Raw genomic sequence first — 17,222 nt, 5'->3', positions numbered from 1 at the left:
TAGGCAGTTATTAGGTGCGCACATGAAGCATTTCACCCCGGACGAATTCAAGCATTGCCATCTCGGCCTGTTACTCGGCCGTGCAGCCCTGCTCAAGGACAGGATCATCGACACCCACATGGAACCCCACGGCATCACCGCCGCGCAGTTCAAGGTGTTGATCATCATGGCCCAGTACGGCGTCGACACCCCGGCCGAGCTGTGCCGGCACCTGTCGCTGGACAGCGGTTCGATGACCCGCATGCTCGACCGTCTGGAGCAGAAAGACTTCCTGGTGCGCCAGCGCAGCGAAGGCGATCGCCGTCAGGTGCAGTTGAAGCTCACCGGGCAAGGTCAGGCGCTGGCCGATCGTCTGCCGCACATCGGTGCCGATGCCATGAACGAGTTGGCCGGCGGCATTACTCCGGACGAGTTGAAAACCCTGGAATACATCCTCAAGAAAATTTTGCTGGCGGCCGGTGACCCCATCACCATCCAGCGGTTAGGTGAACACAATGAGCGGTAAAACCTTGCGCAGCAGCCTGACACTGGTGCTGTCGGCGATGATTCTCGCCGGTTGCGCCAACTACAGTGGCCTCGATACCCATGGCAAAAACCTTGATGCGAAAAACCTCAAGGTCGGCCAATCCCTCAATGGCGTGACCCTGTCCCCGGCCGCGTGGCCGAAGAGCGACTGGTGGACCAGCCTCGGCGATCCGCAGCTCGACGGCCTGATCCGCGAAGCGCTGCACGACAGCCCGGACATGCAGATCGCCGACGCCCGCGCCCATCAGGCCAGCGCCGCCGCGTATGCCGCCGATGCCGAACGTTATCCGACCCTCGACGCCAGCGCCGGCATTACCCGTTCGCGCCTGGCCAAGGATCAGGACCCGCGAGGGCAGGGCGATGCCTACGCCACCGTGCGCAACATCAGCGCCGGCTTCAATTACAACTTCGACCTCTGGGGCGGTCAGCGTGACGCCTGGGAAGCTGCGCTCGGTCAGGCTCGCGCGGCTGAGGTCGACCGTCAGGCCGCGCAATTGACCCTCGCCGCCGACGTGGCCCGGGCCTACAGCGATCTGGGTCAGGCCCATATCGTTTATGACCTGGCCAACGAAGACCTCAAGCGCACCAAGCAAATGCTCGACCTGAGCCAGCGTCGTTTGAGCTCGGGGATCGACAGCCAGTACCAGTTCCAGCAGACCCAAAGCCTGGAAGCCAGCTCCGAAGCCAGCCTGATCGACGCCGAAAAGCGCCTGAACAGCGCGAAAATCGCTCTGGCCGTATTGCTCGGCAAAGGCCCGGATCGCGGCAATGAAATCGCCCGGCCGAAAGTCCTGCAGGCCAGTGCCGTCGCTGTTCCATCTGTTCTGCCCGCGGAACTGCTCGGCCGTCGCCCGGATCTGGTCGCCGCACGCTGGCGTGTCGAGGCCGCGAGCAAGGACATCGACTCGGCCAAAACCCGTTTCTATCCCAACTTGAACCTGTCGGCCTCCGCTGGTGCCGAATCGTTATTGGGTGACGCGATGTTCGGGTCCGCCAGTCGCTTCTTCAACATCGCCCCGACCCTTTCGCTGCCGATCTTCGATGGCGGACGCCTGCGCGCCAACCTCGATGCTCGCGATGCCGATTACGACCTGGCCGTGGCGCAGTACAACAAAAGCCTGGTGAAAGCCCTGGGCGATGTCGGCGACACCATCAACCAGTTGCGTGACATCGGCCGGCAGATCGGCGCTCAGCAGCACGCGACCGAGATTGCCCAGGATTCTTACAACACCGTGGTCCAGCGTTACGGTTCCGGAATCGGCAACTACCTGGACGTGCTCAGCATCGAGCAGCAATTGCTGCAGGCCCAGCGTCAGCTGGCGACCCTGAATGCCGAGCAGATCGACCTGTCGATTCAACTGATGCAAGCGCTGGGTGGCGGCTTTCAGGGGCAGACCCTGACCGCAAGCAACGCCAGCCCAGCCACCACGCACAACTAATTCAAGGTATTTGTCATGGCCACTGCCGAAAACACTCAAGCTCAAGACAACACCCCCGACACCGGCAATCCGCGCAAACGCAAAGTGATGCTGCTGGTGCTGGCCGTCGTGGTTGCCCTCGCCGGTGCCGGCGTCTGGGCGTATCACGAATTCATCGGTCGCTGGAATGAAAGCACCGACGACGCCTACGTCAACGGCAACGTCGTGGAAATCACCCCGCTGGTCACCGGCACCGTGGTCAGCATCGGCGCCGACGATGGCGATCTGGTCCACGAAGGTCAGGTACTGGTCAACTTCGACCCGAACGACGCCGAAGTCGGCCTGCAAAGTGCCCAGGCCAAACTGGCCCGCACCGTGCGCCAGGTTCGCGGTCTGTACAGCAACGTCGACGGCATGAAAGCCCAGGTCAACGCGCAACAGGCGAACGTGCAGAAAGCCCAGGACAACTACAACCGCCGGAAAAACCTCGCCGCCGGCGGCGCGATTTCCCAGGAAGAACTGTCCCACGCTCGCGACGACCTGACCTCGGCGCAAAACGCTCTGGCCAACGCCCAGCAACAACTGAAAACCACCAGCGCGCTGGTGGATGACACCGTGGTTTCGTCGCACCCGGACGTGATGTCGGCCGCGGCCGATCTGCGCCAGGCCTACCTGACCAACGCTCGCAGCACCCTGATCGCACCGGTTACCGGTTACGTCGCCAAGCGCACCGTGCAACTCGGCCAGCGCGTGCAGCCGGGCACCGCGCTGATGGCGGTGATCCCGCTGGATCAGCTGTGGATCGACGCCAACTTCAAGGAAACCCAGCTGCGCGACATGCGCATCGGCCAACCGGTGGACATCGAATCCGACATCTACGGCAGCGATGTGAAATTCAGTGGCACCGTCGACAGCCTCGGCGCGGGCACCGGCAGCGCGTTCGCCCTGTTGCCGGCGCAGAACGCCACCGGTAACTGGATCAAGATCGTGCAGCGTGTACCGGTGCGGATCCACATCAACGCCGAAGAACTGGCCAAACATCCACTGCGCGTCGGTCTGTCGACCAATGTCGAGGTCAACCTGCACGACCAGAGCGGCCCGGTACTGGCCCAGCAGCCGCCGCAACAGGCCTCGTTCAGCACCAGCGTCTACGACCGCCAACTGGGCGAAGCCGACGCGATGATCGCGCAACTGATCCACGACAACAGCGCTGCAGTCAGCAAGACCGCGCAACGCTGATTCGCCAATCCCTTCGCTGCGCCCCGTAACGGGCGCGGCGCCCGTCTCCGCTCCAGAAAATTCGGCTCCAAAGGATTCGCGATGAGCAATAACGCCTCTTTTTCGCCGCCCAGCCTGTTGCTCAGCACCATCGGCCTGTCGCTGGCGACCTTCATGCAAGTGCTCGACACCACCATCGCCAACGTGGCGCTGCCGACCATCTCCGGCAACCTTGGTGTGAGTTCGGAGCAGGGCACCTGGGTCATCACCTCGTTCGCCGTGAGCAACGCCATCGCGCTGCCGCTCACCGGCTGGTTGAGCCGGCGTTTCGGCGAGGTGAAGCTGTTTCTCTGGGCCACCATGCTGTTCGTGCTGGCCTCGTTCCTCTGCGGTATTTCCACTTCGATGCCCGAGCTGATCGGCTTCCGGGTCCTGCAAGGACTGGTGGCCGGGCCGCTGTACCCGATGACCCAGACGCTGCTGATCGCGGTGTATCCGCCCGCCAGGCGCGGCATGGCCCTGGCGTTACTGGCGATGGTCACGGTGGTGGCGCCGATTGCCGGCCCGATTCTCGGCGGCTGGATCACCGACAGTTACAGCTGGCCGTGGATCTTCTTCATCAACGTGCCGATTGGCGTGTTCGCGGTGATGGTCGTGCGTTCGCAACTGGCCAAGCGTCCGGTAGTGACCAGCCGTCAGCCGATGGACTACGTCGGGTTGATTACGCTGATCATCGGCGTCGGTGCGTTGCAGGTGATTCTCGACAAAGGCAATGACCTGGACTGGTTCGAATCGAACTTCATCATCATCGGCGCGGCGATTTCGGTGATCGCGCTGGCGGTGTTCGTGATCTGGGAAATGACCGACCAGCATCCGGTGGTCAATCTGCGCCTGTTCGCCCACCGCAACTTCCGCATCGGCACATTGGTGCTGGTGTTGGGTTACGCCGGGTTCTTCGGCATCAACCTGATCCTGCCGCAGTGGCTGCAGACCCAGATGGGCTACACCGCGACCTGGGCCGGTCTGGCGGTGGCGCCGATCGGCATTCTGCCGGTGGTGCTGTCACCGTTTGTCGGCAAGTACGCGCACAAGTTCGACCTGCGCCTGCTGGCCGGGCTGGCGTTCCTGGCGATCGGCCTGAGCTGCTTCATGCGCGCCGAGTTCACCAATGAAGTGGACTTCCAGCACATCGCCCTGGTGCAGTTGTTCATGGGGATTGGCGTGGCGCTGTTCTTCATGCCGACCCTTAGCATCCTGATGTCGGACCTGCCGCCAAGCCAGATTGCTGACGGCGCCGGTTTGGCGACGTTCCTGCGGACACTGGGTGGCAGCTTTGCGGCGTCGCTGACCACGTGGATCTGGATTCGCCGGGCGGACCAGCATCATGCGTACATGAGTGAAAGCATCAGCACCTATGAGCCGGCGACCCGGGAAGCGTTGAATCAGTTGGGCGGGGCGGGTAATCCGGCGTATGCGCAGCTGGATCATGTGCTGACCAGTCAGGCGTACATGCTCTCCACCGTGGATTACTTCACGCTGCTGGGGTGGGGGTTTATGGGGTTGATTCTGATTGTTTGGCTGGCCAAGCCGCCGTTTGCCGCTAAAGCAGGCCCTGCCGCCAGCGGTCACTGAGTCGACGAGATCGTTCCCACGCAGAGCGTGGGAACGATCATGCGGTTGGGGCGGGCAGTGCCGGCGGCGCTGCGAAATCGAACGGCGCCAACACAAACCCATTCTCATCCACCTGCAACGCCCAGCCCTGACGATCCCAGTCCCCCAGCACAATCCGCTTCGCCGCCTGATCGCCGATCTGCAACTTGTGGATGGCCGGGCGGTGGGTGTGCCCGTGGACCAGGGTTTTCACCCCGTATTCCTGCATGATCCGCGGAATTTCTTCCGGCGTGACATCGACGATGTCATTGGCCTTCATCCGCGTCTGCGCCCGGCTCTCACTGCGCAGCTTGCGCGCCAGTTTGTGGCGGGTGCTCAACGGCAGGTGCCGCAGGATGAACAGGGTGACCGGATTACGCAGGTAACGACGCAGCTTCATATAGGCTTCGTCGCGGGTGCAGAGGCTGTCGCCGTGCATCAGCAGCACTGGCTCGCCGTAAAACTGCACGACACTCGGATCCTTCAACAGCGTGCAGCCGGCTTCCTTGCAGAAAGCCTTGCCGAGCAGAAAGTCGCGATTGCCGTGCATCAGAAAAATGGCCGTGCCGCTGTCGCTCAATTCGCGCAGGGCCTGGCAGATGGAACGCTGGAAAGGGGTCATGGCATCGTCGCCGATCCACGCCTCGAAAAAGTCGCCCAGGATGTACAGAGCACTCGCCGAGCGGGCGCGTCCGGCGAGCAAATCCAGAAACGCCCGGGTAATGTCCGGGCGCTCCTCTTCCAGATGCAAGTCTGAAATCAGCAATATCACGCTTCGATGATCTCGGCTTTCTCGATGATCACGTCGTCGCTTGGTACGTCCTGGTGGCCAGCCTTGGAGCCGGTCGAGACTTTCTTGATGCTGTCGACAACTTCAGTACCGGCGGTCACTTTACCGAATACCGCGTAGCCCCAGCCTTGAACGTTCTTGCCGCTGTGGTTCAGGAAGCTGTTGTCGGCCACGTTGATGAAGAACTGCGCGGAAGCCGAATGCGGCTCCATGGTGCGGGCCATGGCGATGGTGTACTTGTCGTTGGAAAGACCGTTATCGGCTTCGTTCTGGATGCTTGGACGCTTGTCTTTCTTTTCCTTCATGCCTGGCTCGAAACCGCCGCCCTGGATCATGAAGTTACCGATGACACGGTGGAAAACGGTGTTTTCGTAGTGACCGGCTTTGACGTACTCGATGAAGTTGGCCACGGTGATCGGGGCCTTTTCAGCGTTCAGTTCGATGACGATGTCACCGTGGTTGGTGGTCAGTTTGACTTGAGTCATGGTCAGTACTCTTTATAGGGAATTCGTGGTCTTGGAGGCTAAAGCCCCGCAACCGGTTCAGCCTGTTTAGGCCAAGGTGCGCAGTTTAGCGTGACAGGCGCGAATTTCGAGGCAGTTTTTCAATTGCCGGCGATTAAATGCGCGCCTTTATAGGAGTGTGCTCTGTCAGGCCCTTGACAGCATCGGCTATGATAGCGGCTTTGTTTTGTCTGGCCCCCTTTGCGGCCGCGCACATGTAAGTCAAGGATCCTATGAGCAAGCCCACTGTCGACCCTACCTCGAATGCCAAGTCCGGCCCTGCCGTGCCGGTCAATTTCCTGCGGCCGATCATCCAGGCAGACCTGGACTCGGGCAAGCACACCCAGATCGTCACCCGTTTCCCGCCTGAGCCCAATGGCTACCTGCACATCGGCCACGCCAAGTCGATCTGCGTGAACTTCGGCCTGGCCCAGGAGTTCGGCGGCGTCACGCACCTGCGTTTCGACGACACCAACCCGGCCAAGGAAGACCAGGAATACATCGACGCGATCGAAAGCGACGTCAAATGGCTAGGCTTCGAATGGTCCGGCGAAGTGCGCTACGCCTCGCAATATTTCGACCAGTTGCACGACTGGGCCGTCGAGCTGATCAAGGCCGGCAAGGCCTACGTCGACGACCTGACGCCTGAACAGGCCAAGGAATACCGCGGCAGCCTGACCGAGCCGGGCAAGAACAGCCCGTTCCGCGACCGTTCGGTGGAAGAGAACCTGGACTGGTTCGCCCGCATGCGCGCCGGTGAGTTCCCGGATGGCGCCCGCGTACTGCGCGCCAAGATCGACATGGCCTCGCCGAACATGAACCTGCGCGACCCGATCATGTACCGCATCCGCCACGCCCATCACCATCAGACCGGTGACAAGTGGTGCATCTACCCGAACTATGACTTCACCCACGGTCAGTCGGACGCCATCGAAGGCATTACCCACTCGATCTGCACCCTGGAGTTCGAAAGCCATCGTCCGCTGTACGAGTGGTTTCTCGACGCACTGCCAGTGCCGGCGCACCCGCGTCAGTACGAATTCAGCCGTCTGAACCTCAACTACACCATCACCAGCAAGCGCAAGCTCAAGCAACTGGTTGACGAGAAACACGTCAATGGCTGGGACGATCCGCGCATGTCCACGCTGTCGGGCTTCCGCCGCCGTGGCTACACCCCGGCGTCGATCCGCAACTTCTGCGACATGATCGGCACCAACCGTTCCGACGGTGTGGTCGACTTCGGCATGCTCGAGTTCAGCATCCGTCAGGACCTGGACGCGAACGCTCCGCGCGCCATGTGCGTGCTGCGTCCGTTGAAGGTCGTGATCACCAACTATCCGGAAGACCAGGTCGAAAACCTCGAACTGCCGCGTCATCCGCAGAAAGAAGAGCTCGGCGTGCGCCAGCTGCCGTTCGCCCGTGAAATCTACATCGACCGCGATGACTTCATGGAAGAGCCGCCAAAAGGCTACAAGCGCCTGGAGCCGAACGGCGAAGTGCGTCTGCGCGGCAGCTACGTGATCCGTGCCGACGAAGCGATCAAGGACGCCGACGGCAACATCGTCGAGCTGCGTTGCTCCTACGATCCGGACACCCTGGGCAAGAACCCTGAAGGCCGCAAGGTCAAGGGCGTGATCCACTGGGTGCCGGCCGCTGCCAGCGTCGAGTGCGAAGTGCGTCTGTACGATCGCCTGTTCCGTTCTCCGAACCCGGAGAAGGCCGAGGACAGCGCGAGTTTCCTGGACAACATCAACCCTGACTCACTGCAAGTGCTGACCGGTTGTCGTGCTGAACCCTCGCTGGGCAATGCACAGCCGGAAGACCGTTTCCAGTTCGAGCGCGAAGGCTACTTCGTCGCGGATATCAAGGACTCGAAACCAGGTCAGCCGGTATTCAACCGTACCGTGACCCTGCGTGATTCGTGGGGCCAGTGATCAAGTCTTAAGGAATGACCGTGCTTTCGATCTACAACACGCTCACCAAGAGCAAAGAAGTCTTCAAGCCGCTGGATGGCAACAAGGTGCGCATGTACGTCTGCGGGATGACCGTGTACGACTACTGCCACCTGGGCCACGGCCGCAGCATGGTCGCGTTCGACCTGGTGACCCGCTGGTTGCGGTTCAGCGGTTATGACCTGACCTACGTGCGCAACATCACCGACATCGACGACAAGATCATCAACCGGGCCAACGAGAACGGCGAGTCGTTCGAAGCGTTGACCGAGCGCATGATCGCCGCGATGCACGAAGACGAAGCGCGCCTGAACATCCAGAAGCCGGACATGGAACCGCGCGCCACGGATCACATCCCGGGCATGCACGCGATGATCCAGACCCTGATCGACAAGGGTTTCGCCTACGCCCCGGGCAATGGCGACGTGTATTACCGCGTCGGCAAGTTCATGGGCTACGGCAAGCTCTCGCGCAAGAAGATCGAAGACCTGCGCATCGGTGCGCGGATCGAGGTCGACGAAGCCAAGGAAGATCCGCTGGACTTCGTGCTGTGGAAAGGCGTCAAACCGGGCGAGCCGAGCTGGGAATCGCCGTGGGGCGCCGGGCGTCCGGGCTGGCACATCGAGTGCTCGGTGATGTCCACCTGCTGCCTCGGTGAGACCTTCGACATTCATGGCGGCGGCAGCGACCTGGAGTTTCCGCACCACGAAAACGAAATCGCCCAGAGCGAAGCGGCCACCGGCAAGACCTACGCCAACGCGTGGATGCATTGCGGCATGATCCGTATCAATGGCGAGAAGATGTCCAAGTCCTTGAACAACTTCTTCACCATTCGCGACGTGCTCGACAAGTACCACCCGGAGGTCGTGCGTTATCTGCTGGTGTCGAGCCACTACCGCAGCGCGATCAACTACTCGGAAGACAACCTCAAGGACGCCAAGGGCGCCCTGGAGCGTTTCTACCACGCGTTGAAAGGTCTGCCGAACGTGGCGCCGGCTGGCGGCGAAGCGTTCGTCGAGCGTTTCACCACGGTGATGAACGACGACTTCGGCACGCCGGAAGCCTGTGCGGTGCTGTTCGAGATGGTGCGTGAGATCAACCGTCTGCGCGAGAGCGATCTCGATGCGGCGGCCGGTCTGGCAGCGCGCCTGAAAGAACTGGCCAGCGTGCTGGGTGTGTTGCAGCTCGAAGCCGATGACTTCCTGCAGGCCGGCGCCGAAGGGCGTGTCGATGCAGCCGAAGTCGAAGCGCTGATCGCTGCGCGTCTGGCGGCTCGTGCCGGCAAGGACTGGGCCGAATCCGACCGCATCCGCGACCAGCTCACCGCCATGGGCGTGGTGCTGGAAGACGGCAAGGGCGGTACGACCTGGCGCCTGGCTGACTGATTGCTGTGATTGGCTTCAAAACAAAACCCGCCTTGTGCGGGTTTTTGTTTTTCTGCTGTTTGGGAGATTTGTGCTGTTCCGAGATTACGCCCTCACCCTAACCCTCTCCCCCAGGAGAGGGGACCGATTGGGGGATGCTGGAGGCATTCGGTGGACTGAAAATAATGCTTTGAATCCATAATCGACAGGATCTTTCAGGTCGATGTAGTACGCCAGACACCTCGGTCAGCTCCCTCTCCCCCTGGGAGAGGGTTGGGGGAGGGGTTGCTTTTGGCGTTCGCGTAGGTCCTGATGTTGCACGCAGCAGGAAGCTCATTAGCGGCGAATCCAACAACGGAGAAATCATGGCAAACCACTATCGCGAACTCCTGACAACCCCCGGCGCAACGGGGTTGGTGCTCGCGAGCGCTATCGCACGATTACCGCAGGCGATGATCGGCATTGGCATCATTACCATGTTGGTGGAGCAAACCGGTATCTACTGGCTGGCCGGTGCAGTCGCCGGGACGTTCACCCTCGCCAATGCACTGATCGGCCCGTCCATCTCGAAACTCGTCGATCAGCGTGGCCAGAGCCGTGTGTTGCCCGTCGTGACGACTTTCAGCATCGGCATGTTGCTGGCGCTGATCTTTGCCGTTTATATGAGGGCGCCGGCGGCATTGCTTTTTGTGCTGGCTGCATTGGCGGGCACCATGCCGAGCATGCCGTCGATGATCCGTGCCCGCTGGACGCAACTGTTCCGGGGCAAGCCGCAGCTGCACACGGCGTTCTCTCTGGATACGGTGCTGACCGAACTCGCTTACATCATCGGCCCACCCTTGGCGATCGGTTTGAGCGTGAGCCTTTTTGCCGAAGCCGGGCCGCTGGTCGCGGTCGGGCTGCTGGCCGTCGGGGTGACGGCGTTTGTCCTGCAGCGTCAGACCGAACCCAAGGTTGTTGTGGGTCAAACGAGGCATACGGGGTCAACCCTGCTGATTCCCGGCGTTCCCACCATCGTGCTGGCGCTGTTGGCGATGGGGGCAATCGGAGGCTCGATCGATGTCGCCGTTGTCGCCTTCGCCAATGCGCAAGGCTGGCCTGCCTCAGCGACCTTCATCCTCGCCGCCTATGCGTTCGGCTCGCTGGTGGCGGGCCTGACGTTTGGTGCCTTGAGGGTTTCCCTGCCGATAGAAAAGCAGTTCTTTATCGGGATCCTGGTCACGGCCATCACCGGGGTATTGCCACTGTTCTCACCTGACGTTTATGTCCTCTCGGCGATGCTGTTTATCGCCGGCATATCGTTTGCGCCAACCATGGTCGTGGTCATGAAGCTGGGGACGATCATCATCCCGCCATCGAGGATTACCGAAGGGCTGACCTGGATGACCACCGGCATCAGCATCGGCGTCGCCCTGGGTGGTTTGCTCTCGGGTTTGATCGTTGATGCCTATGGCGCTCGGGCAGGTTTCGGCGTCGCCGTTTTCGCCGGGCTGGGGATGCTGATAGTGGTGCTGGCCGGGCTGCGTACCTTGGGTGCCGTATCAACGAGTGTTGAGCCGACCTGCCAGTAACCTGCGTTGTACGAAGGCACAAAAAACAAAACCCGCACCAGGCGGGTTTCGTTTATTGAGGTGGACCTTAACTCAAGAGCCCGGTGCTGACCGCGACAATCAGGAAAACCCCCAGTAACGCGCGGTAAATCACGAATGGCCAGGTGGAAAACTTCTCCAGAAAACGCATCAGGCCCCAGATCGCGAAAAACGCGGAGATACTGGCAATCACCAGACCGAAAATCAGGTGCGCCCAGGCCTGCGCCGGCAATTGCGCATGGAACAACACCCACAACTCCTTCAACCCCGCCAGCGCGATGGCCGGCAGCCCGAGCAGGAAGGAGAAGCGTGCGGCTTCCTCACGTTTGAAGTTAAGGAACAACGCCGCCGTCAGCGTCGAGCCGGAGCGCGAAACGCCGGGAATCAGCGCCCCGATCTGAGCGATACCCACGATCAGCGCATCGCGCAGACGCATTTCGCCCACTGTGCGGCGATGGCGACAGGTGAGTTCGGCGATGGCCAGCAGCACCGCCATCACCACGCAGGAAATCCCGATCACCATCAAACCGCGCAACGGCGAGTTGCAGGCATTGAGCGTCGACGACAGGGCGATGCCGGCAATACCGATGGGGATGGTCGCCAGCACGATGGCCACCGCGAGGATGAACCACTGATTGTTGAAATCCCGTTGTCGCACCGCCTCCAGACTGCCGGTCGCGACCTGTCTCACGTCGCGCCAGAAATAACTGACCACCGCAGCCAGCGCGGCCAGTTGCATGGCGGCGGAAAACGCCGAGCCGGGATCCGGCCAGCCAAGAAGGGCCGGAACGATGCGCATGTGGGCGGTGGAGGAAACGGGCAACAGCTCGGTGATGCCTTGAATGACGCCGAGGATGCCGATTTGCAGGTAATCCAGCGAGGCGAAGCCGATATCAAGGCCGGTAGAACAGATGTTGGTCAAAGAACTTACCCTGTGAGGATCAGGAAGAGGGGGCGAAAACCTGAAACATTTCGTCACAGTCTAGCGGGTACGGTCAATGGGTGCAGTGAAGGGTTTTTTAGGGTGATCGGGCTGACGCCTTCGCGAGCGGCAGTCAGCCCTCAGCCTGGCGCAAGCGCTTATAAAGGGTATTGCGGCTAACCCCCAACCGCCGCGCCAGATGGGAAATATTGCCCCCGGCCGCCAGCAGTTCCCGATTCAACGCCTCGCTGTCATTCAGATCGATCCCCAACGGTTCTGGCGTATCCAGCGGCTCCATCTCCAGATCGACAAAAAAATCATCCGGCAGATGCTCCGGTCGCACCGGTTGCTCTTCGGCCATGGCCAGTGCGACCTGCATCACGCTGCTGACCTGACGCAGATTCCCGGGCCATGGGTGACGATCGAACAACTCCAGCACTTCGCGGCTCAATCCCGCCCATTGCGTGGGTTCGCGATGCTGTTCCCACAAGCGTTTGAACAGCGCTTGCCTGTCACTGCGCTCGCGCAGCGGCGGTAACTCCAGGGTCAGGCCGCCGATGCGGTAGTACAAATCCTCGCGAAAGCGCCCCAGTTGCACCTGCTCGCGCAACGAGCGGTTGGTGGCGGAGATGATCCGCAGATCTACCGGAAACAACTCGCTGCTGCCCACCGGTTGCACGCAACGCTCCTGCAACACCCGCAGCAGGCGGGCCTGAGTCGGCAGCGGCATGTCGCCGATCTCGTCGAGGAACAACGTGCCCTTGTCGGCCTTGCGAATCAGGCCGATGCTGCCTTTCTGGTTGGCGCCGGTGAACGCGCCTTTCTCGTAGCCGAACAGCTCGGACTCCACCAGTTCGGCGGGGATCGCTGCGCAATTCACGGCGATGAACGCCTGTTTGCTGCGGGAACTGGCCTGGTGCAGGGCTTTGACGAAGACTTCCTTGCCGACCCCGGTTTCACCGTGGATCAACAGCGGAATGTCTTTTTCCAGTAGGCGCTCGGCCTGACGCACGGCTTTTTCCACGCGGCTGTCGCCGAAGTGCAGGGTGTTGAGGCTGATCGCCGTAGGTGGGACAGGTTTGGTTTCTTCGGCAAACACCCGCGCTTGAATCGGTGCCTGTTTAGGCCGTTTCAACAGGCACTGGAATCGATTGCGCCCCGAGGTCTGCAAGGAAAACGGCAAGCCGTCCGGCTGATTCAGCAACTCCAGCAACGACACCTTGAACAGACTCTCGACACTCACCCGCGACAGCCGCACGCCCAACAGATTGTCGGCCCGGCGGTTGGCCGACAACACTTCACCGCTCTCATCGAAAATCAGCAGTCCTGCCCACTGGCTGTCGAGGTTGTTCAACCCGGTGTTGAAGGTCAGTTGAAAGTGCTGGCCGTGGAACAAGTTGAGGATCAGCCGGTTCTCCACGGTCTGGCTCATCATCTTGACCATGCCGAGGGTATGGGAGGGCGGCAGGTAGCTGTCGCTGGACACATCGAGCACCGCGATGACCTTGCGTTCGGCGTTGAAGATCGGCGCGGCGGAACCGGTCATGAAGCGGTTGGCCTTGAGGAAATGCTCGTCGTGCTCGATGTGCACCGCCTGCTCGCAAGCCAGCGCCGTGCCGATGGCATTGGTGCCGCTGGCGTGTTCCATCCAGCTTGCCCCGGCCTGAAAACCCCGCGCCAGATTCGGCTCGATAAAGCGCTGGGTGCCCCAGGACGTCAGCACCTGGCCCTGATTGTCGGCCAGCATGATCAGGCAGTTGGAGTTGCTCAGGATGTTCTCGTAGTACGGCAGCACTTCCTGATGGGTGGTCTGCACCAGCGAATGGTGACTGTCGAGCAACTGCGCGATACCGGAGGCGGGCAACTGGTCGAACGCCGGTGCACTTTGATGCTTGAGACCGAAGGCGCGGCAACGGGACCAGGAGTCCTGGACGATAGCTTCGTGGGAAAGCGGCGGGGCAGGTGCGGACATGGCAGTCAGCCTCTGAAAGCAGCGTTTTTATTATTGTTATGAGGCCCGTCGGGGCCTGAAAAGCATCGATAGAGTGTTGTTCACTATTGTTCATTGTCAATCGTTGAACTGTTCAAATGTGTTCAGCAATGAAGGTGGTTTGCTCGCGTTTTCAGCGATTTTTGCGGCGAATCAACGGCTTGGGATTTCTGGCACGAATGTCGCTCTGTTGACACGTCGCTTGACTCCAATAATAAAAAAGGCCGAGCCATGTCACTCACCCTGGAGCACGTCAGCCGCACCGTCGAGGGCCAGACCTGGATCGATGATGCGAACCTGAAATTCGAAGCCGGATCCTTCAACGTCCTGCTCGGGCGCACGCTGTCCGGCAAGACCAGCCTCATGCGCCTGATGGCCGGTCTGGACAAGCCCGACAGCGGCCGGATCCTGATGAACGGTGTCGACGTCACTCAGCGCCCGGTGCGTCTGCGCAACGTGTCGATGGTGTATCAGCAGTTCATCAACTACCCGACCATGACGGTGTTTGAAAACATCGCCTCGCCGCTGCGCCAGGCCGGGATCTCCAACGAGCAGATCCAGAGCAAGGTGCAGGACACCGCGAAGATGCTGCGCATCGAGAAATTCCTGAAACGCTATCCGCTGGAGCTGTCCGGCGGTCAGCAACAGCGCACCGCCATGGCCCGGGCGTTGGTGAAAGATGCGGAGCTGATCCTGTTCGATGAGCCGCTGGTCAACCTCGACTACAAACTGCGTGAAGAACTGCGTCAGGAAATGCGCGAGCTGTTCAAGGCGCGCCACACCATCGCCATCTATGCCACCACCGAGCCTAACGAAGCGCTGGCGCTGGGCGGTACCACCACCATTCTTCACGAAGGCCGGGTGATCCAGAGCGGCCCGTCGACCGAGGTCTATCACCAGCCACAAACGGTGCTGGCGGCGGAATTGTTCTCCGAGCCGCCGATCAACCTGATGCCGGGGCGCATCGCCGGTAACGAAGTGAGTTTCGCCAACTTCGTGCACTTCCCGTTAAACGTCGACCTGCGCCCGGTGGGCGAGGGCGAGTTCCGTTTTGGCGTGCGCCCCAGCCACATCTCGCTGGTGCCGAGCAACGACGACGACCTCGAATTGGCGGTGACCGTCGAGGTGGCGGAGATCAGCGGTTCGGAAACCTTCCTGCACGTGCGCAACGAGCATTTCCTGCTGGTGCTGCACTTGCCCGGCGTTCACGAATACGACGTCGATGCGCCGATCCGCATCTATATCCCGACCCATAAACTGTTTGTGTTCGATGCGCAGGGCCGTCTGGTGCAGGCGCCGGGCCGGCGTGTCGCGAGGGTTGCCTGATGGCCGAAATCCGTTTGCAGCACCTTGCTCACAGTTACAGCAAAAGTCCGAGCGGGCCGGAAGACTACGCCATCCGCGAGATGGACCACATCTGGGAGCAGGGCGGCGCCTATGCCTTGCTCGGGCCGTCGGGTTGCGGCAAGTCGACCTTGCTCAACATCATTTCCGGCTTGCTCAGCCCGTCCCAGGGTCATGTGCTGTTCGACGGCAAAGCGGTCAACGACCTGACCCCGGAGAAGCGCAACATCGCCCAGGTTTTCCAGTTCCCGGTGGTTTACGACACCATGACCGTGTTCGACAACCTGGCCTTTCCGCTGCGCAACCAGGGCATGGCCGAGGCCAAAGTCCACAGCAAAGTGCAGGAAATCGCCGAGGTTCTCGACCTGCAAAACCTGCTGGGCAAGAAAGCACGCAACCTCACCGCCGACGAAAAACAGAAAGTCTCCATGGGCCGTGGCCTGGTGCGCGACGACGTCTCGGCGATCCTCTTCGATGAGCCGCTGACGGTGATCGACCCGCACCTGAAATGGAAACTGCGGCGCAAGCTCAAGCAGATTCACGAGCAATTCAACATCACCATGGTCTACGTCACCCACGATCAACTGGAGGCCTCGACCTTCGCCGACAAGATTGCGGTGATGTACGGCGGCCAGATCGTCCAGTTCGGCACCCCCGAGAATTGTTCGAGCGCCCGAGCCACACCTTTGTCGGCTACTTCATCGGCAGCCCCGGAATGAACCTGATCGAGGTGCAGCCGCAACCGGGCGGGGTGGGTTTCAACTCGACCCACCTGCCGCTGTCCGACGCCTTGCAACGCCATATCGAACACGGCCAATGGAAAAATCTGAAGGTCGGCATCCGCCCCGAGTTCATTCATGTGTGGGACGAGCCGTTCGATGACGCGATGCAGGCGCGGGTCGTACACGTCGAAGACCTTGGCACCTACAAGATCATGACCCTGGATCTGGACGGCGCACCGCTGAAAGTGCGTCTGGCCGAAGACAAACCGGTGCCCCAGGGCACGGCGTACATCAGCTTTCCGGCGCAGTGGCTGATGGTCTACGCCGATGAATTCCTGCTCGAAGCCAGCGAAGAGGTGCGGCCATGAACAAGGTGCAGAACAACAAGGCCTGGTGGCTGGTGTTACCGGTGTTTCTGCTGGTGGCCTTCAGTGCGGTGATCCCGATGATGACCGTGGTTAATTACTCGGTGCAGGACATTTTCGATCAGTCCAGCCGCTACTTCGTCGGCGCCGACTGGTACAAGCAGGTGCTGCTTGATCCGCGTCTGCATGACTCGTTGCTGCGCCAGTTCATCTATTCGGCGTGCGTGCTGCTGATCGAAATTCCGCTGGGAATCGCCATCGCCCTGACCATGCCGACCAAGGGCCGCTGGTCCTCGGTGGTGCTGATCGTGCTGGCGATTCCGCTGCTGATTCCATGGAACGTGGTTGGCACCATTTGGCAGATCTTCGGCCGCGCCGATATCGGTTTGATGGGATCGAGCCTCAATGCCATGGGCATCAGCTACAACTACGCGGCCAACACCATGGATGCGTGGGTCACGGTGCTGGTGATGGACGTGTGGCACTGGACGTCGCTGGTGGCGCTGCTGTGTTTCTCCGGGCTGCGGGCGATTCCCGATGTGTATTACCAGGCGGCGCGGATCGACCGGGCTTCGGCCTGGGCGGTGTTCCGTCACATCCAGTTGCCCAAACTGAAGAGCGTGCTGCTGATCGCGGTGATGTTGCGCTTCATGGACAGTTTCATGATCTACACCGAGCCGTTCGTGCTCACCGGCGGCGGGCCGGGCAATGCCACGACCTTTCTGAGTCAGACGCTGACCCAGATGGCCGTAGGCCAATTCGACCTGGGGCCGGCGGCAGCCTTTTCGCTGGTGTACTTCCTGATCATCCTGCTGGTGTCCTGGCTGTTCTATACCGCCATGACCCACAACGATGCCAACCGCTGAGGCC

Annotated in this window: 13 protein-coding genes and 1 pseudogene; 10 read left to right on the top strand and 4 right to left on the bottom strand. The window is 61.0% G+C overall.

Annotated features, from left to right (window positions below):
* The first annotated feature begins 22 nt into the window (after positions 1 to 22).
* The 4 genes from R1A29_RS17625 to R1A29_RS17610 all read left to right on the top strand — a co-directional run bounded on the left by R1A29_RS17625 (position 23) and on the right by R1A29_RS17610 (position 4,793).
* The gene (locus tag R1A29_RS17625; protein WP_085712425.1) at positions 23 to 505 is read left to right on the top strand and encodes a MarR family winged helix-turn-helix transcriptional regulator; all 483 of its coding nucleotides are present in this window, start codon (positions 23 to 25) and stop codon (positions 503 to 505) included.
* Positions 495 to 1,964 (top strand): efflux transporter outer membrane subunit, encoded by a 1,470-nt coding sequence (locus R1A29_RS17620; protein ID WP_438299072.1) that lies wholly within the window; start codon positions 495 to 497, stop codon positions 1,962 to 1,964. Before R1A29_RS17625 ends, R1A29_RS17620 begins: the two co-directional genes overlap by 11 nt.
* 15 nt (positions 1,965 to 1,979) lie before the next feature.
* Positions 1,980 to 3,182 carry an HlyD family secretion protein gene (locus R1A29_RS17615; RefSeq protein WP_085712423.1) on the top strand — a complete coding sequence of 401 codons (1,203 nt, stop codon included), beginning with the start codon at positions 1,980 to 1,982 and terminating at the stop codon, positions 3,180 to 3,182.
* 81 nt (positions 3,183 to 3,263) lie between these two features.
* Positions 3,264 to 4,793 carry a DHA2 family efflux MFS transporter permease subunit gene (locus R1A29_RS17610; RefSeq protein WP_085712422.1) on the top strand — a complete coding sequence of 510 codons (1,530 nt, stop codon included), beginning with the start codon at positions 3,264 to 3,266 and terminating at the stop codon, positions 4,791 to 4,793.
* A gap of 37 nt (positions 4,794 to 4,830) precedes the next feature.
* Here the strand turns inward: R1A29_RS17610 and lpxH are convergent, their stop codons facing one another.
* Together lpxH and R1A29_RS17600 are read right to left on the bottom strand one after the other, a co-directional pair.
* Positions 4,831 to 5,583, bottom strand: a complete 753-nt coding sequence (lpxH, locus tag R1A29_RS17605) for a UDP-2,3-diacylglucosamine diphosphatase (protein WP_438299071.1) — start codon at positions 5,581 to 5,583, stop codon at positions 4,831 to 4,833.
* Positions 5,580 to 6,086 carry a peptidylprolyl isomerase gene (locus tag R1A29_RS17600; RefSeq protein WP_085712420.1) on the bottom strand — a complete coding sequence of 169 codons (507 nt, stop codon included), beginning with the start codon at positions 6,084 to 6,086 and terminating at the stop codon, positions 5,580 to 5,582. The genes lpxH and R1A29_RS17600 overlap by 4 nt, the downstream gene beginning before the upstream one ends.
* Before the next feature lie 251 nt (positions 6,087 to 6,337).
* Here R1A29_RS17600 and R1A29_RS17595 point away from each other — a divergent pair, with 251 nt between their 5' ends.
* The 3 genes from R1A29_RS17595 to R1A29_RS17585 all read left to right on the top strand — a co-directional run bounded on the left by R1A29_RS17595 (position 6,338) and on the right by R1A29_RS17585 (position 10,991).
* On the top strand, positions 6,338 to 8,038 hold the full coding sequence (locus tag R1A29_RS17595) for a glutamine--tRNA ligase/YqeY domain fusion protein (RefSeq protein ID WP_438299070.1): 1,701 nt from the start codon (positions 6,338 to 6,340) through the stop codon (positions 8,036 to 8,038).
* Positions 8,039 to 8,058: 20 nt separating this feature from the next.
* On the top strand, positions 8,059 to 9,441 hold the full coding sequence (gene cysS, locus R1A29_RS17590; RefSeq protein ID WP_085732169.1) for a cysteine--tRNA ligase: 1,383 nt from the start codon (positions 8,059 to 8,061) through the stop codon (positions 9,439 to 9,441).
* Positions 9,442 to 9,785: 344 nt separating this feature from the next.
* Positions 9,786 to 10,991: an MFS transporter gene (locus R1A29_RS17585; RefSeq protein ID WP_438299069.1), complete on the top strand. Its 1,206-nt coding sequence runs from the start codon at positions 9,786 to 9,788 to the stop codon at positions 10,989 to 10,991.
* A gap of 67 nt (positions 10,992 to 11,058) precedes the next feature.
* Here the strand turns inward: R1A29_RS17585 and R1A29_RS17580 are convergent, their stop codons facing one another.
* Positions 11,059 to 11,931 (bottom strand): undecaprenyl-diphosphate phosphatase, encoded by an 873-nt coding sequence (locus R1A29_RS17580; RefSeq protein WP_438299068.1) that lies wholly within the window; start codon positions 11,929 to 11,931, stop codon positions 11,059 to 11,061.
* Between the two features lie 133 nt (positions 11,932 to 12,064).
* Positions 12,065 to 13,903, bottom strand: coding sequence for a sigma-54-dependent Fis family transcriptional regulator (locus R1A29_RS17575; RefSeq protein ID WP_438299067.1), 1,839 nt, complete (start codon positions 13,901 to 13,903; stop codon positions 12,065 to 12,067).
* 249 nt (positions 13,904 to 14,152) lie between these two features.
* Between R1A29_RS17575 and R1A29_RS17570 the strand changes: the two genes are divergently transcribed.
* From R1A29_RS17570 to R1A29_RS17560, 3 genes and pseudogenes are all read left to right on the top strand, one after another.
* Positions 14,153 to 15,247 (top strand): ABC transporter ATP-binding protein, encoded by a 1,095-nt coding sequence (locus R1A29_RS17570; protein ID WP_085712414.1) that lies wholly within the window; start codon positions 14,153 to 14,155, stop codon positions 15,245 to 15,247.
* Positions 15,247 to 16,355: pseudogene (locus R1A29_RS17565) on the top strand (ABC transporter ATP-binding protein). The gene R1A29_RS17570 and the pseudogene R1A29_RS17565 overlap by 1 nt, the downstream one beginning before the upstream one ends.
* Complete coding sequence (locus R1A29_RS17560; protein WP_438299066.1) at positions 16,352 to 17,218, top strand: carbohydrate ABC transporter permease; 867 nt, start codon at positions 16,352 to 16,354, stop codon at positions 17,216 to 17,218. Before R1A29_RS17565 ends, R1A29_RS17560 begins: the two are co-directional and overlap by 4 nt.
* Positions 17,219 to 17,222: the final 4 nt, after the last annotated feature.

It is taken from the genome of Pseudomonas sp. NMS19W, from assembly GCF_051554255.1.
GTDB classification, from domain to species: Bacteria; Pseudomonadota; Gammaproteobacteria; order Pseudomonadales; family Pseudomonadaceae; genus Aquipseudomonas; species Aquipseudomonas kribbensis.
This window is presented reverse-complemented; position numbering and strand designations above follow the sequence as displayed.

Bases quoted from the DNA above. Each gene is read 5' to 3' on its own strand.
- R1A29_RS17625 (WP_085712425.1), top strand. From the start codon at position 23: ATGAAGCATTTCACCCCGGACGAATTCAAGCATTGCCATCTCGGCCTG.
- R1A29_RS17620 (WP_438299072.1), top strand. From the start codon at position 495: ATGAGCGGTAAAACCTTGCGCAGCAGCCTGACACTGGTGCTGTCGGCG.
- R1A29_RS17615 (WP_085712423.1), top strand. From the start codon at position 1,980: ATGGCCACTGCCGAAAACACTCAAGCTCAAGACAACACCCCCGACACC.
- R1A29_RS17610 (WP_085712422.1), top strand. From the start codon at position 3,264: ATGAGCAATAACGCCTCTTTTTCGCCGCCCAGCCTGTTGCTCAGCACC.
- R1A29_RS17600 (WP_085712420.1), bottom strand. From the start codon at position 6,086: ATGACTCAAGTCAAACTGACCACCAACCACGGTGACATCGTCATCGAA.
- R1A29_RS17595 (WP_438299070.1), top strand. From the start codon at position 6,338: ATGAGCAAGCCCACTGTCGACCCTACCTCGAATGCCAAGTCCGGCCCT.
- R1A29_RS17585 (WP_438299069.1), top strand. From the start codon at position 9,786: ATGGCAAACCACTATCGCGAACTCCTGACAACCCCCGGCGCAACGGGG.
- R1A29_RS17575 (WP_438299067.1), bottom strand. From the start codon at position 13,903: ATGTCCGCACCTGCCCCGCCGCTTTCCCACGAAGCTATCGTCCAGGAC.
- R1A29_RS17570 (WP_085712414.1), top strand. From the start codon at position 14,153: ATGTCACTCACCCTGGAGCACGTCAGCCGCACCGTCGAGGGCCAGACC.
- R1A29_RS17560 (WP_438299066.1), top strand. From the start codon at position 16,352: ATGAACAAGGTGCAGAACAACAAGGCCTGGTGGCTGGTGTTACCGGTG.